The sequence below is a fragment of the Acinetobacter sp. 228 genome (assembly GCF_048147885.1).
Window position 1 is genome coordinate 119,002 of sequence record NZ_JAYWYV010000003.1, and the last position, 15,266, is coordinate 134,267.

15 protein-coding genes are annotated in these 15,266 nt (G+C 44.8%); 6 read left to right on the forward strand and 9 right to left on the reverse strand.

All coding sequences use genetic code 11. The features are described 5' to 3' along the window. The first annotated feature begins 5 nt into the window (after positions 1-5). A complete protein-coding gene (locus VXQ92_RS03310) occupies positions 6-1,421 on the forward strand; it encodes an efflux transporter outer membrane subunit (protein ID WP_416680392.1) in 1,416 nt (471 codons plus the stop codon). A gap of 68 nt (positions 1,422-1,489) precedes the next feature. Here VXQ92_RS03310 and VXQ92_RS03315 read toward each other — a convergent pair whose 3' ends face one another. Then, entirely contained in the window at positions 1,490-3,322 is a 1,833-nt protein-coding gene (locus VXQ92_RS03315; protein WP_416680394.1) for a tetratricopeptide repeat protein, read from the reverse strand. A gap of 98 nt (positions 3,323-3,420) precedes the next feature. Then, positions 3,421-4,191, reverse strand: a complete 771-nt coding sequence (locus tag VXQ92_RS03320) for a ThiF family adenylyltransferase (protein ID WP_191730384.1) — start codon at positions 4,189-4,191, stop codon at positions 3,421-3,423. 189 nt (positions 4,192-4,380) lie between these two features. Between VXQ92_RS03320 and VXQ92_RS03325 the strand changes: the two genes are divergently transcribed. Continuing rightward, a complete protein-coding gene (locus VXQ92_RS03325) occupies positions 4,381-4,629 on the forward strand; it encodes a hypothetical protein (protein ID WP_416680396.1) in 249 nt (82 codons plus the stop codon). A 36-nt stretch (positions 4,630-4,665) separates the two neighbouring features. Here VXQ92_RS03325 and orn read toward each other — a convergent pair whose 3' ends face one another. Then, a complete protein-coding gene (gene orn / locus VXQ92_RS03330; RefSeq protein WP_005103209.1) occupies positions 4,666-5,223 on the reverse strand; it encodes an oligoribonuclease in 558 nt (185 codons plus the stop codon). Positions 5,224-5,348: 125 nt separating this feature from the next. On the opposite strand from orn, the gene rsgA reads away from it, so the two are divergent. From rsgA to secB, 4 genes are all read left to right on the forward strand, one after another. Then, complete coding sequence (gene rsgA, locus VXQ92_RS03335) at positions 5,349-6,407, forward strand: ribosome small subunit-dependent GTPase A (RefSeq protein ID WP_416680397.1); 1,059 nt, start codon at positions 5,349-5,351, stop codon at positions 6,405-6,407. Positions 6,408-6,500: 93 nt separating this feature from the next. Next, a complete protein-coding gene (locus VXQ92_RS03340) occupies positions 6,501-6,908 on the forward strand; it encodes a rhodanese-like domain-containing protein (protein ID WP_064094799.1) in 408 nt (135 codons plus the stop codon). A gap of 21 nt (positions 6,909-6,929) precedes the next feature. Next, a complete protein-coding gene (gene grxC / locus VXQ92_RS03345; RefSeq protein WP_004278388.1) occupies positions 6,930-7,184 on the forward strand; it encodes a glutaredoxin 3 in 255 nt (84 codons plus the stop codon). Between the two features lie 38 nt (positions 7,185-7,222). Further along, the gene (gene secB, locus VXQ92_RS03350) at positions 7,223-7,681 is read left to right on the forward strand and encodes a protein-export chaperone SecB (protein WP_064094800.1); all 459 of its coding nucleotides are present in this window, start codon (positions 7,223-7,225) and stop codon (positions 7,679-7,681) included. A 236-nt stretch (positions 7,682-7,917) separates the two neighbouring features. On the opposite strand, the gene VXQ92_RS03355 is transcribed toward secB, so the two are convergent. The 6 genes from VXQ92_RS03355 to VXQ92_RS03380 form a co-directional block, all read right to left on the reverse strand. Continuing rightward, positions 7,918-8,724 carry an enoyl-ACP reductase FabI gene (locus tag VXQ92_RS03355; RefSeq protein ID WP_416680398.1) on the reverse strand — a complete coding sequence of 269 codons (807 nt, stop codon included), beginning with the start codon at positions 8,722-8,724 and terminating at the stop codon, positions 7,918-7,920. A 127-nt stretch (positions 8,725-8,851) separates the two neighbouring features. Next, positions 8,852-9,673, reverse strand: a complete 822-nt coding sequence (locus VXQ92_RS03360; RefSeq protein ID WP_416680399.1) for a TatD family hydrolase — start codon at positions 9,671-9,673, stop codon at positions 8,852-8,854. Then, positions 9,670-10,632: an RsiV family protein gene (locus tag VXQ92_RS03365; RefSeq protein ID WP_416680400.1), complete on the reverse strand. Its 963-nt coding sequence runs from the start codon at positions 10,630-10,632 to the stop codon at positions 9,670-9,672. Before VXQ92_RS03365 ends, VXQ92_RS03360 begins: the two co-directional genes overlap by 4 nt. A gap of 47 nt (positions 10,633-10,679) precedes the next feature. Further along, positions 10,680-11,501, reverse strand: a complete 822-nt coding sequence (locus tag VXQ92_RS03370; RefSeq protein WP_416680401.1) for a hypothetical protein — start codon at positions 11,499-11,501, stop codon at positions 10,680-10,682. Between the two features lie 111 nt (positions 11,502-11,612). After that, positions 11,613-13,205: a peptide chain release factor 3 gene (locus VXQ92_RS03375; protein WP_064102261.1), complete on the reverse strand. Its 1,593-nt coding sequence runs from the start codon at positions 13,203-13,205 to the stop codon at positions 11,613-11,615. 143 nt (positions 13,206-13,348) lie between these two features. After that, on the reverse strand, positions 13,349-15,199 hold the full coding sequence (locus tag VXQ92_RS03380) for a putative bifunctional diguanylate cyclase/phosphodiesterase (protein WP_416680403.1): 1,851 nt from the start codon (positions 15,197-15,199) through the stop codon (positions 13,349-13,351). Positions 15,200-15,266 lie beyond the last annotated feature (67 nt).

Consider the following 15,266-nt stretch of genomic DNA (forward strand, 5'->3'; position numbering starts at 1 on the left):
CTGATATGCAAATGAATTTAACCAAGCTTGCCAGTGCCCTGTTGCTAGGAAGCTCGCTGGTCGGTTGTGCCGCAGTGGTAAAAACACCCTATGAGCCACCTGCTCTTCAGGTGCCTAACAATTTTCAAAATAGTCAGGCTTTAAGCCGGCAGATCCATGCCGATATTCTGACAGATCAGTGGTGGACTTTATTTAGAGATTCACAATTGAATAATCTGGTGAATGAGGTTCTGGCAGCCAATAGTGACCTGGCCGTGGCCGGGATTAATTTGCAGCAGGCCCGGATTCAGGCCAGACAAACGCAAAGCCAGCAAGGGGTCCGTATTGGCGATGCCGGACTGACAACACGTAGAAGTTTTGATTTAGAAAATGGTGATAGTTCATCAGGTTTTGGGATTAATTATCCAGGTTTAAGCTATGAGCTGGATCTGTTTGGCAAACTGGCCAATCAGACCGAAGCCGCTCGCTGGGAAGCCCTAGCCTCTGAGGAAGACTTGCAGGCAACCGCACAAAGCCTGATCGGCACCACGGCGCAACTCTATTGGCAACTGGCCTATCTGAATGAGCGTTATAGTGTGGTGCAACAAAATCTGGCGACTGCACAGCGTACTTATGATCTGGTGAATGTCCAGTATCGTGCCGGTGCAGTATCCGGTCTTGATCTGACCCAAGCCGAACAGGCCATTCAAAGCCAGCAGGCGACCTTAAGCCAGATAGCGCAGCAACGGGTAGAAACGCGTACAGCACTTGCGGTACTGCTGAATATACCGGTGCAGCAACTCTCTCTTCAGGAACCACAACGTTTACCCAACATTGCCTTGCCTGCGATTGAAGCCGGCTTGCCGGCAAGCCTGCTGGCACGTCGTCCTGACCTGAGAGCAACCGAACTGCGTTTACGCAGGGCTTTGGCCAACAAGGATGCCAATAAAGCCAGTTATTATCCGTCTATTAGCCTGACCGGCAGTTTGAGTACCGGTGTGGGCAGCAGCACCTCATTGTCAGATGCATTAAAAAATCCGGTTGCGACTTTAGGTGCCGGTCTGAGCTTGCCTTTCCTGCAATGGAATGACATGAAGCGTGATTTACAGGTGAATGAACTGGAATATGAAAAAGCCATTATCCAGTATCGTCAGACTATATATCAGGCTTTTGCTGATGTCGAAAACGCCCTGTCGAACCGTACTGAGCTAACCAAACAGGTCGCATTACAGCAACGCAATGTTGAACTGGCTGAACGTACAGAACGTCTGACTGAAGTGCGTTATCGTAATGGAGCTATAGCTTTGAAAAACCTGCTGGATGCACAGGAGACCACACGAAATGCCCGGCTGGCTTTGGTGCAAACCAGACAAAACCAGTACAATGCCTATGTAACTTTAATGCAGGCATTGGGTGGTAGCCCCCTCCGGGAATTGCCTTGAATCCAACCTGAATCATAAAAAAACCGCTGTCCAACAGCGGTTTTTTAGTGCGTGTGATTCGAGGAAAATTATTGCATTTGCAAATAAGCATTCACATTTTTCAATAATTCATTGGATCGCTCATGTCCGAGTAAACTGCCTTTTTCCAGCCAGTCTCGTGCGGTTCCGATATCACGCTCCACGCCAATGCCCTTAGTATATAAACGTCCAAGATGGCTATAAGCATCCACATTCACCTGCGCTGCCGCCTGCTGATAATACTGTACGGCTTGTTCAATATTACTCTCAACTCCTTGACCCTGCTCATATGCTTCGCCCAAAGCATTTAGTGCCACACCATTCTGCTGAGCAGCTGCTTTTCGCAGATAGCTCAAGCCTAAGGCAATATCCTGCGCAATCTGTTGCCCTTTAAGATACTTCAAGCCCACTTCTGCTTGTGCCTGGGCATGCCCCAATTGTGCAGCCTGATGCAGATAACGATTGGCCAGCTCTGCATTATTGCTAAACACAGGATAAATACCTGAGAGAGCTTGGTACAGGAACCATGCCGCTTCTTTCGAACCTTTCGCAACTGCCTGATTCAGGTACTGGACAGCTTTATCACGTGTCGACAATGGATATTCAGCCAGACTATAAAACCGGCCGACGCTATAAATTAAATCCGCTTCAGACTGAGCCACAATCTGCCAATACTGCTGTGCCGCGCTCTGAATCATTTGTGTGGCTTTACCCGTATCTTTCGCCGTACCAATACCATTTAAATAACACAGCGCCATCCCCATCTGTGCAGACACATCGTTAGGACTAAGCCGATAGGCAGCCTGATATAACTCAAATGCTTTTTGCGGTTCGTTGGCAACCAGATGCTGCTCAAAATACAGCGCAGCAATTATGCATAAGGCAGGCACATGTTTGCTGTTGGCCGCTTCCGACCAGTAACGAAATGCCATGGTTTCATTTTTATCGACATACCAGCCATGAAAATAGGCCAGCCCGATTAAAGCCTTGGCGTGTGCATCGGCGTGATCTTTGGACTGCTGCAATAAATGCTGAAACACGCGCTGACGCTGATCGGGATCGATACGGCCTTGCAACACACCGGCATAATAATCATAGAGACCTTTCTGGTCACCGAGACTGATACAGCGTTTAATAAATTGCAGCGATTGCGTCAAGTCTTGGGGGAGAATCTGTCCATGCGCATAATCATCGGCGATCTGCTGATTGGCAGCCAAATGATCCTGCCGAGCCGCCAGAAACAGATAATGTATTCCTTGCACTAAATCTTGGGCTGCAGAATCAGCCAGATAATACTGGGCCAGCTGATACTGCGAATTGGCATGACCCTGCCCGGCATTTTGAATGAATAATGCCAGACGCTGTTTTTCTGCAATCATCTCGTTTTGATGGTCTTCGGCAGAAGAAAGTTCAGTGATACGATACTGGGCATCCAGATTACCCCGTGCTACCGCATGACGGTACCAGTACAGGGCTTTTTCCGGGTCAGCCTGCTGATACGCCTCTCCTTCATGAATTTGACCCAGATGATAAGCTGCTTCATCACTACCTAGGCGAAAGGCTTTGTCCAGGTAGCTGATGGCTTTTTCAGTATTTTGCTCATGTCCCAGACCTTGCAGATGCATCAGACCCATCCCGACATAGGCTTGTGGGATTTCCTGTTGCTGAGCCAGTCCCTGATAAATCTGATAGGCACGTTCATAGTTCGGATGCTCCGGATCTGAACTCAATCGTGCTGCATGTTTAAGCTGCGCATCAACCTGCTCAATCCATAAATCATGATACTCGGCTTTGGCCTGATCACGTTTCACCGGATCCGGACGTTTCCACATCCACACCGCTAAAGCTCCTGTCCCCAAAATCAATACCAGCAAAAACCACATAGCTGCTCCAAAACATTATTTTTGTTCTGTGAATGAATCCTTTCATTCTAAACGTCACTTGAAAAAAAGCACAGATACTGTGCTTTTTATTTTTCAAATCAGGATTTTGCTCTTTTACTATCGAGCTTTTTCAGCCCTTCTGCCACGGCGACCATGGCAAAACTGGAGGTCACCACCACAGCCGACCCATACCCTCCACATCGCAAACCGGCACTGGCACAGACATCGGCACTTGAGAATGGATTATCAATTGAATAGACACAGGTAATACCGAATTTTTCTTTGGGCTTTTTACAGATGCCTTTAGCACGTAACTGGGCACGCAATTTGGCCAGCATCGGATCCTGCTCGGTTTTAGATAAATCTGCAACACGAATTTTCAGTGGATCCAGTTTACCCCCTGCCCCGCCCGATACGATTAACGGAATCTTGTTAAAGCGACAATGTAACATCAAGGCGAATTTGGCTTTGACATCATCGATGCAATCTAAAATCAGATCCGGTGTCGGAGCTAAAATTTCTTTGATATTCTCAGGTGTCAGATAATCATCAATCAGATTGATTTTAATCCGTGGATTAATTGCACGACACCGCTCGGCCATAACTTCAATTTTTTCATGACCCAAGGTGGTACTCATGGCAGGTAACTGGCGGTTGATATTTGATGCTGCGACGACATCCATATCGACCAAGGTCAGTTCGCCAATTCCGCTACGTGCCAGAGCTTCTACTGCCCATGAACCGACACCGCCGATACCGATCACCATCACATGACTTTTTTCATAATGGCTAAAGCTGTCTTCTCCATAAATTTTGGCAACACCGGCAAAGCGGCGCTCATATTCATCGTCTTGAAGCAGATCAGTCATAAGTCATCAATAGCAGTTAAATCACAGTTTATTTTAGCAAAGTCAGCATTGTTTTACTGCTCCTAAAATTTCGATACAAAATCCATCAGGAAAATCAGAAAGATAAATTCAGGAACACCTTATAATTGAATAAAATTTATACATATAATTTTAAATTAAATAGAATTTTAAATATAGGAGTCAAACCCTGTGCTCATCAATGCTCTTTTGACTCTCAACTTTATACTGATTGCGTTACATTTATATTTTTACAGTAGCCAAAAGCAGAAAAACTATGGGCTGAGTATTTTTATTCGTTTGCTGACTTTAGGCTTGTTTGGTTTTGTGATCTTGGATCGTTATGAAACCCAGACCCATTTGATTTTGGTGCTTGTATCGTGGGCCATATTTGAAATCATAGAGGGTCTTTTTAAAAAGAAAAAAGCCTCAGCACCATAAAAAAAGAGGCTTACGCCTCTTTTTCATCTATCGGAATTAGTCTTTATTCATGATGAAAAAATATTCACGATAGTATTTCAGTTCGGCAATTGAATCGCGAATGTCATCCATCGCCAGATGCGAAGCATTTTTCTTGAGGCCACTCATGATTTCCGGGCGCCAGCGTTTGGCCAGTTCTTTTACTGAAGAGACATCCAGATTACGGTAATGGAAATACTGTTCCAGTTCAGGCATCAGGCGGTGCAGGAAGCGGCGATCCTGACAGATCGAGTTACCACACATCGGTGATGATTTTGGATTCACCCATTTTTTCAGAAATTCAAGCGTTTGCTGCTCGGCATCCTGAGCGGTCAGTTTACTGCGACGCACACGTTCAATCAGGCCAGACTGACCATGTTGACGGGTATTCCATTCATCCATGGCATTTAACAGACGGGCAGGCTGATGCACCGCAAGCACAGGACCTTCAGCCAGAATATTTAAATTGTCATCGGTTACAATCGTCGCAATTTCAATAATTTGGTCGTTGTCTGTGTCTAGACCTGTCATTTCCAGGTCAATCCAAATCAGGCGGGTATCAGCGGTACTGCTCATAAATGTGCAATCTTATTGGGTTTAAAAACAACTATAGTAGCAAATTAATTACATCTTGGGTGTCATTCGGGGGCTGCTTCATGCTATTTTTGCCATCTGATTTACCCGGTTTTTTTAGGATATGAATGGCCTTAATACGTAAGCGTCGTCTGACAGAGCAACAACAGCGCCGCATTCAGAAACAACAGAAAACACGTCAAGAAGATCTCGATACCTCCAGCGATCTCGAAGGTCTAGTGGTGCAACATTATGGTCGTCAACTTGAAGTGCAGGCCTTGTCTACCCCCGACATTCATCCTGAAAAACCGGTGGTACAAGAGGGCGAACCTGAACCTTTCTGGAAAGAAATCGAGCTAGGCAGTGTCTGGCGCTGTCATACTCGGACCAATCTGGATTTACTGGTCACTGGGGATCGGGTCAAATGGCAAGCCGATCCAAATACCGGTTTGGGGATTATCACCGCGATTCATCCCCGCAAATCGTTATTGACACGCCCCGACCGCTATCACAAGGTTAAACCTGTAGCGGCCAACATTTCACTGATTGTGATTGTATTCGCTCCTCTGCCTGAGCCAGCGCCGGGTCTGATCGACCGTTATCTGGTGGCCTGTGCCGATGCCGACATTCCTGCGCTACTGGTAATGAACAAAGCCGATTTATTGAAAGAAAACGATCCAATTCTGAATCTGTTACAAGAATATCAGGACCTTGGTTATGAAGTGATGCAGACCCAGTCCGATGGTGACCTGAGTGCTCTGTCTAATCGTCTGGAAAATGAAACCGTGGCCTTTGTCGGTCAATCGGGCGTCGGTAAAAGTACGCTGATTAATGCGATCGTGCCAGATGCTGCACAAAAGACCAATATCATTTCTGAAAACTCGGCACTGGGTCAACATACCACGACTTCGACGCGCCTGATTCCATTCGGGGAAAATGCTGCGCTGATCGACTCACCGGGAATCCGGGAATTTGGTCTCTGGCATCTGACTTTAGACAAGATCCAGACTGGTTTTCCTGAAATAGAAAATCTGCTCGGTCACTGCCAGTTCCGCAACTGTACCCATAAACATGAAAAGCAGTGTGCCTTACGTCAGGCAGCAGCATCAGGTGAAATTTTGCCGCGCCGACTGGACAGCTATTTGCGTTTAATCGACGAAATTACTGAAGCACAGCAAAAAAATTAATTTTCTTAAGGCCTCGCCCTTGAAGCGGTGATTTTGATCACCATATTTATGAGCTATACTCTTGGCAATTTTAAAATTGTAATTAGGTGAATTGTGGAACGTTGGTTCGAGTTTATGGGGAATCACCCCTTCTTATTTGGAACACTCGCGGTATTAGTGGTTTTGTTCTTCATTGTCGAAGGCCAACGTAACGGTCGCAAAATCTCTCCGCAATCGCTGGGAATTTTAGTCAAAGCAAAAAATGCCATGCTGATTGATTTACGTGATGCCAAAGACTTCCGTGAAGGTCATATCAGTGGCAGCCGTAATATTCCATATAGCCAGATTACAAAACATGTTGAAGAGCTTAAAGCATCTGATCGCCCTTTGGTGTTCATTTGCAACCTTGGCCAAGTGGCTGGTACTGCGTTACAACAGGTCGGTCATGCCGATGCCTACCGTCTTGATGGCGGCATAAGCAACTGGAAAGCTCAAGGTTTACCTTTGGTGAAAAGCAAATAATCCACGAACAGGAGATTGATCATGGCTGAAGTGACTATTTATTCGACGACTGTATGTCCTTATTGCGTGCGTGCGAAACAGCTATTGGAACGCAAAGGTGTAGCATATAAAGAGATTAATTTATCTCAGGAAGCACCGGAAGTCCGTCTTGAATTGATGCAGCGTACCAATCACCGTACCGTGCCACAAATTTTTATTAATGATCAGTTTATCGGTGGTTTCGACCAGCTTTATGCTTTAGAGCGTGAAGGCAAACTTGATGAATTGCTGGCTTAACCTTACTAAAATTATCACTTCATATTAAGGATCAAAAAATGAGTGAAGAACAACAAGCTCAACCACAATTGGCATTAGAGCGTATTTATACCAAAGATATTTCTTTTGAAGTTCCTGGGGCGCAAGTTTTTACCAAACAATGGCAGCCTGAGTTAAACATCAATCTTTCTTCTTCTGCAGAAAAAATTGATGAAACTCATTTTGAAGTAACATTGAAAGTCGTGGTTCAAGCAACCAACGAAGGCGATACCGCGTTTATCGTTGATGTCACTCAAGCCGGTATTTTCCTGATTGATGGCGTTGAAGAAGAGCGTCTGCCATATATCCTGGGTGCTTATTGCCCGAATATCCTGTTCCCGTTCCTACGTGAGGCAGTGAACGATATGGTAACTAAAGGCAGCTTCCCACAATTGCTATTGACTCCAATCAACTTCGATGCTGAATTTGAAGCCAATATGCAACGTGCACAAGCCGCTGCTGTGGATGGTCAGGCTTAATCGCTGTCCTTCAAATCTAAAAAAAGACCGCTTATGCGGTCTTTTTTTGAGCCCCTCTTTTTAAAGAGAGATTTGGGGAGATTAATTTCTTAACTCAATCCCTCCTCACCTCCCTTTAAAAAGGGAGGAATTCTCTCATCTTCTAGAAGATGACAAGCACTGCTAGTAAGGGAGAGGTAAATAAAAATTCCCTCATCCCGACCTTCTCCCAAAGGGAGAAGGTGAAAAGCAGATTTTTATTCCGCATCTGCCATCAATTCAGCACTCATACCAACAGTGTTAAAGCCGGCATCAACATACAGGATTTCACCAGTAATCCCGTTGGCCCATGGCGAGCACAGGAATAAGGCAGCATTCCCCACATCTTCAATCGTCACATTACGTTTTAATGGTGCAACTTTCTCATTCAGGTCGAGCATTTTACGGAATGATTTAATACCTGAAGCTGCCAAGGTACGGATTGGACCCGCAGAGATCGCGTTCACACGAATCCCGTCCTGACCCAAGCTAGACGCCAAATAACGTACGCCAGCTTCTAAAGACGCTTTGGCCATACCCATGACGTTATAATTTGGCATCACGCGCTCAGAACCTTGATAGGTCAATGTTAGCAAACAACCTTGACGGACTTGCAGCAAAGGTTTTGCCGCGCGTGCCATTGCGATAAAACTATAGGCACTGATGTCATGCGCAATATTAAAACCTTCACGATCCGTGATTTCGGTAAAGTCGCCATCCAGCGTATGTGCCGGTGCAAAACCGATAGAATGCACTACGCCGTCCAGACCATCCCAGTGTTTAGCCAATTCAGCAAATGCATTGTCAATTTCAGCATCTACTGCCACATCACAAGGAAAAACCAGTTTCGAACCAAACTGTTCAGCAAAGTCATCTACCCGCTTTTTCAGCTTTTCATTTGGATAAGTAAAAGCCAATTCAGCACCTTCACGATGCAATGCTTGAGCAATACCAAAAGCGATCGATAATTTACTCGCAATGCCCGCGATCAAGAAGCGCTTACCCGCCAAAAGTCCTTGTGCCATGTGAATCTCACCTAAAAAAATGTATATGGCATGATGCCAAGTCTGGAGCATTTTAGAAATTGCATAATGCACCTTTTTTTCTATTTATGATGAACTGGGAATTTAAGACCGAGTTAAGAGTATTAACTTAAATGGTCAAATGCAGGGCCTGATGTGTATTTTGCCAGAGCTGTTCAGCCAGCTCCTCTTTGTGCATATTCAGGCTTTTTTCCAGCCCTTGCAACACATAAGGTAAATTGGCAGGCGTATTTCTAGTACGATGCTCGCTTGAACTTTGACAACAAAGCGGCGTCATATCCGGACAGTCGGTTTCCAGCACCAGATGTTCTGGTCCGACATACTGCACCACTTGATGAAGTTTTTTGGCGTTTGGATTGGTGATTTGCCCAGTAATACCGAGTTTAAATCCCAGCTTGATAAAGGCTTTAGCTTCCTCAATTCCACCACCAAAGGCATGCGCAATGCCACCCTGTTTAAATCGGTGCTGTTTTAACATCTGCAAAACCTCCGCATGTGATTTACGGATATGCAGCAAAACCGGCTTATCGAATTGCTGCGCCAGTTCCAGTTGTGCAGCAAAAAAATCTTTTTGTTTCTGGAAAATTTCAGCCTGTTTGTGCTGTTTTAAAAAGGTATCCAGACCGATTTCACCAATGGCAATACAGTGCTCATTTTTAAGCAGTTGCTCCAGCTCCTGTAAATGCTCAGTCTGATGCTGTTCAATATAAAATGGATGTAAGCCCGGCGCTAAATGGCTTTGCGGTACATTTTCCAGATCATTGATAAAGTCGTGGGTTCTTAGCAGGTCGGCAAAACGGTTTTGCAAAAAACCAATTAAAACCAGATGCTCAATACCGGCAGTTTTGGCCGCATACGCCAACTGTTCCCGATCAGGGTCGAACTCGGGAACATCAAAATGGGTATGCGTATCAAACAGCTTTAAGGTCATTTGGCTTTTGCAGCAGGTGCTGGCTTTATTTCAGAGGCAGCGTTTTCTGTGTGTGGCAAATATTCCGGTTTTAGCACACCTTGTAACTGCTCATACGGAATCATCAAACGTGGCAAACCAGCGACATAAGGCCCAATTTCATATTCGGCATATTGCAAGACTAGACCTTGCTGGGCCAGATAGAAGTTATCACTAAGCTTGAACTTCCAGGCCTGTTCATACTCGACCACATCTTTGGCAAGCTTGGAGTCTACTACCCAGTCTTTAAAAGCTTCATAGGCACGCGTTTCGAGTTTGGCTTTTTGCTTGGTCGCAATAATGTCGTCCAGCTTGACCAGTTTTTGCTGCTCGAGATCAAAGTTATAATAAGTCTGTGCAGATGCCCCATGTGCTCCTCCCAAATAATAACTGCTGTTCAGAACCACGGTCGCAAGGGGATCCCCTGAATTCAGAATCTTGGGTTTAATCATCAGGCTGATGCTATGACTGGCACTCAGTGCTTTGAGTTCTTTATCCAGATTCAAAAAAGTCTGTATATAGGGCTGAATTTGCTGTTCAAGCTGCTGTTTTGGTGTTGCTACTGTTGTCAAAGCTGCTTTGGGCTCAGAGGCAGCCGTTTCTGCTTCACTAGCCGCGGTCACTTTTGCCGGTTCAATCGCATCTACAGACAGGATACTTTTCAACTGTTGTAGAATCTGCTGATCAATCCATTCATTAATAAAACTTTGATTACTGTTCAGGCGTTCAATCGAGATTTCCGGGCAGCTTTTGTCTTCACATTCCGGAATTGTCAGCTTGAGTTTTTCGGTCTCACCCGTGAGTTTAATTACTTCAGGCTCGGTTTGTACCACTTCAGGAGCAGTCGACTCTTTTGGGGCATCGCCCTTTGGCTGGCAGGCACTCAGCAGCACCGCTGATGCCAGTATGGATAGACAAAAAATATTCTTATATATTGGCATTCACTCACCTTTTTGGAACCTGTAATCATCTTGCAAGATCACCAGCTTTAAAACATATGCTGATAGATCTCAGCTTTCAAGACCTGTTGTGTTTGTTGTTTTGTTAAATAAATATCCAGTTGTTTGGCGTCTTTACTGATTTCATGACTGCGAAAATGCAGACCGATGCCTTCCTGATCAAAGAACCAGTCAGCCTGGCCCCAATACAGTTTTTTTGGTGCTTTTTGCTGAACTTGTGAATTGTTTTCTTTTAGCCAAGCTTGATAAGCCTGCTGAATAATCTGATCCATCAGTAACTGCTGTTTAGAATCGATAATATCAAGTGGGGTCAGCATTTTCTGCTGGCGGCGATCGGCCACAAAAAAATAATAGCGCTCATGCACGCTGACATTTTCCTGTTTGGAGTCTACCCCGATCTGCATCAGCACATACTGATTGCGCTGGTAAGGAATACGGGTATATAGCGACAGTTCATAAGCCTTGTTCAAATTGAGCTGAGCTTGCCAGGCATCCGATTTTTTCACATAGGCATTGATGGCCTGCTGTAAACTCATGTCCTGTTTCAAGCCGATTTGATCCTGAATCACTTTTGCCTGCTGCTTTTCAATCCATTGGTTCATCCATGGATCAACCGTAACTAAGGTCTGAATATCCAGATTGATACAGTTTTTATTTTCACAAAATGGCAAGGCAATCTTGGCCGGCTGTTCTTGAATATTCAGATAAGGCAAGACATCAGCATTCTTCGCTACAGTGATTTTTTCATTTTTTGGAGTAGTAAGGGATTCTTTTTCACCCTGATCACAGCCACTCAGGACAAGGCTTAAACCAATCACAGAACCGAGGACGACTTCCTTACTGAGCTTCATTCTCTTTACTATATCTATCGAGTTATTAATTGTTTAAATGTAGCATAAAATAAAACAGCTTCCCGAGAAGCTGCTTGATATTTTTAGACTTTGGCTGCGAACCCTGAACTTTTAGTGTTCGCGTGTATTACGGAACACGATATCCGGATAGCGCTCTTGCATCAGCTGTAAATTCACCCGGCTTGGGGCAAGATAAGTTAAATGACCACCACCATCGACAGACAACTGGTCATGGGCTTTTTTCTTGAATTCGTTGAATTTCTTCTCATCATCACAAGATACCCAACGTACTGTGTTGATGTTGACCGGTTCGTAAACACAGTCGACCTTGTATTCTTCTTTCAGACGGTAAGCCACCACTTCAAACTGTAGCACACCCACAGCACCCACGATCAGATCGTTGTTATTCTGCGGCATGAATACCTGAGTCGCGCCTTCTTCTGAAAGCTCTTTCAGACCTTTTTGCAGCTGCTTGGATTTTAATGGATCCTTCAATCGGACACGACGGAACATTTCCGGCGCAAAGTGTGGAATACCGGTAAACTGAAGTTTCTCACCCGAGGTAAATGTATCACCGATCTGGATAGTGCCATGGTTATGCAGACCAATAATATCACCCGGCCAGGCTTCTTCAAGATGCTGACGGTCTCCTGCAAGGAAAGTTAAGGCATCGCTGATGCGCACATCTTTATCCAGACGCACATGCTTCATCTTCAGGCCTTTTTCATACTTGCCTGAACATATCCGCATGAAAGCAATACGGTCACGGTGTTTTGGATCCATATTGGCCTGAATTTTAAAGACAAAACCGGTAAAACCTTCTTCATCCGCTTCTACAACACGATCTTGGGTCGGATGAGCTTTCGGTGGTGGTGCATATTGGCTGAAAGCATCCAGAACATGGTCGACACCAAAGTTACCCAAGGCTGTACCGAACAGAACAGGTGTTTGACGACCCGCCAGAAACTCTTCACGATCCAAAGGCTCATTGGCCATTTGTACCAGTTCCAGCGATTCTTCAAATGCTGCCCAAGCCAGATCACCGACTTTCTCGCGAAGATCCGGATAGTCATAACCATCACGTACCTCAATGTCGGTAATCACTGAACCGAAGCCCGCTTTATAAACATAAAATTTGTCTTCGATCAGGTTATAAACACCAGCGAAGTCACGACCTGTACCCAATGGCCAAGTTAATGGTACACATTTAATTTTTAGAACGTTTTCAATTTCATCAAGAAGTTCGAGCGGCTCACGGATTTCACGGTCCATTTTGTTGACGAATGAGATGATCGGGGTATCGCGCATCCGACACACTTCCATCAGTTTAATGGTACGGTCTTCGACACCTTTTGCCCCGTCAATCACCATCAGCGCAGAGTCTACTGCGGTTAAGGTACGATAGGTATCTTCCGAGAAGTCCTCATGTCCCGGGGTATCCAGAAGATTGATCATCTTGTCTTTAAAAGGAAATTGCATCACCGAAGTCGTGATCGAGATACCACGCTCTTTTTCCATTTCCATCCAGTCCGATGTTGCGGCCCGGTCAGATTTACGGCTTTTTACCATCCCGGCTACCTGAATGGCCTGACCCCATAACAGCAATTTTTCTGTCATGGTGGTTTTACCGGCATCGGGGTGGGAAATAATAGCGAACGTACGTCGCTGGGCGACTTGTGCCGCCAGTTCTTGCTTAAAGCTCATGAAATATACCTACTGCTCAATGCACAGCATTCGAGATCAAATTCGATCAATATGAAAAAAATTGGCGATATTGTAGCAGAGTTTCAGGGTGGAGTTCCGTGAGCCATATTGTCTATCCTGACGCTCAATCAATTTGAGCGCTATTAATGGAATTGTAAATTTTCTAAACGTTGTTCATCTACCGGCAAGCCCAGTAAAAAACCTTGTAACTGTTCACAACCGAGCCGGGTTAAAATTTCCGCTTGCGCTTCAGTTTCAACCCCTTCTGCAGTCACCACCAACCCCAGTTTCATAGCCAACTGGATAATACTTTCCAGAATTATTTCTTCTTTGGAGCCGACTTCCAGATTTTTGATAAATTCCCGGTCAATTTTTAATTCATCAACGGCTAAATTCTTTAAATAGAGAAAGCTTGAATGACCCGTACCAAAATCATCAATGGCCAGACGGATGCCCATTTGTCTTAAGCGCTTAAAACTGCGAATACTCACATCAATATGATGCATGGCAGTCGACTCAGTAATCTCGATCATCAAATGCTGAGGACTAATTTTATATTGGGCAAACAACTTTTCCAAGGTACTAAAAAGCTGCTTATGCTCAAATTGTACCGCAGACAAATTAACCGCAACAGGGAAAAATTCGGTATGTGTATCTTGCCATTTTTGAATCTGCTGACAGGCCAGCTCTAATGCCCAGTAGCCCATTTGAATAATTAGTCCGGTTTTTTCAGCTGCATTGATAAACAGATTCGGGCCGAGCAGTCCAAACTGGGGATGATTCCAGCGGATTAATGCCTCTACCCCACACAAGCTACGGTCCCTGGTCCTAAACTTTGGCTGATAGAATAGTACAAACTGCTGTTCTTCCACCGCTTTATACAGATCATTAATCAGGGTACTTTGACTCTTGCTTTCATCCTGATCGGTAGAATAGTTAAACACCGAATAGGTATTGCGCCCCTGATACTTGGAACTGAGCATGGCAGCATCGGCATTGACTAACAAATCCTGTAAATTTTTGCCATGTTCCGGATACATGGCAATACCAATACTGCCCGAGATATGAATACTCTTGCCTTCAATCAGGAAACTTTCCTGGATCAGCTCGAGAATCTTTTCTGACATTTTTGCCGCTTTGGTAACAGAGGTATTTTCCAGTACCAGCAGAAATTCATCGCCGCCGATTCTGAGCAGCTTGGAGTGATGACCCAATAACTGGTGAATCCGTGTGGTCAACTGAATCAGCAACTGGTCACCGACCAGATGGCCAAACACATCATTGACCGCCTTAAAACGGTCCAGATCAATGTATAAAAAGGCTATTTCATGCTGCTGGGGCTGATCAGAAAATAATTTATTTGCATACTCAGCCAGATATAGACGGTTGGGTAATTTGGTCAGATTATCCTGAATGGTCTGGTTTTCAATTTGCTGATTGGCCCAAGCAAGCTGACGATTGCGTGAACCGACACGCAGTTCGGACACAACGATACAAATCAGCGTTAGCAGTAACAGCCCGCTCATTAATATTATGGCCAGAAAAAGCTGATCCTGTGTATGGGTAAATTGCGGGAACTGTAGCACATTGCTAGCAGTAAAATTGAATGCCATCATGCTGATATAATGCATACCAAAGATACCAAGCGCGATTATCCCGGTGACAAGAACTATTCGAAAAAACGACCAAGTCTTCCGTGTACTCAACCAGAAGATAAAGATAGCGGCAAAGCATACCACCAGAACAGAAAGGAGCAGTATCCCCCAATCTATTTCATATGTATGCAGCATAAAACTTGCTGTCAGCCCGATAAAATGGATCAACCAGATCAATAGTCCCAATAGCATAGCTGTTAGCATTAAACTGAAAGTTTTAACATTTGGCTGCGCAGCACCTGAAGCAAATTTTTTAATCCGGATAATCAGATAACAAGCAATCAATGCTGAAAGAATGGAAGCGGTGACCAGAGTAATATCATGCTGAATTTCAATCATATAAAATGCTCCCCATCGGTGACCATTTTTATAATACTCTGCACTGGTATTTCCATTTTCATCCGGT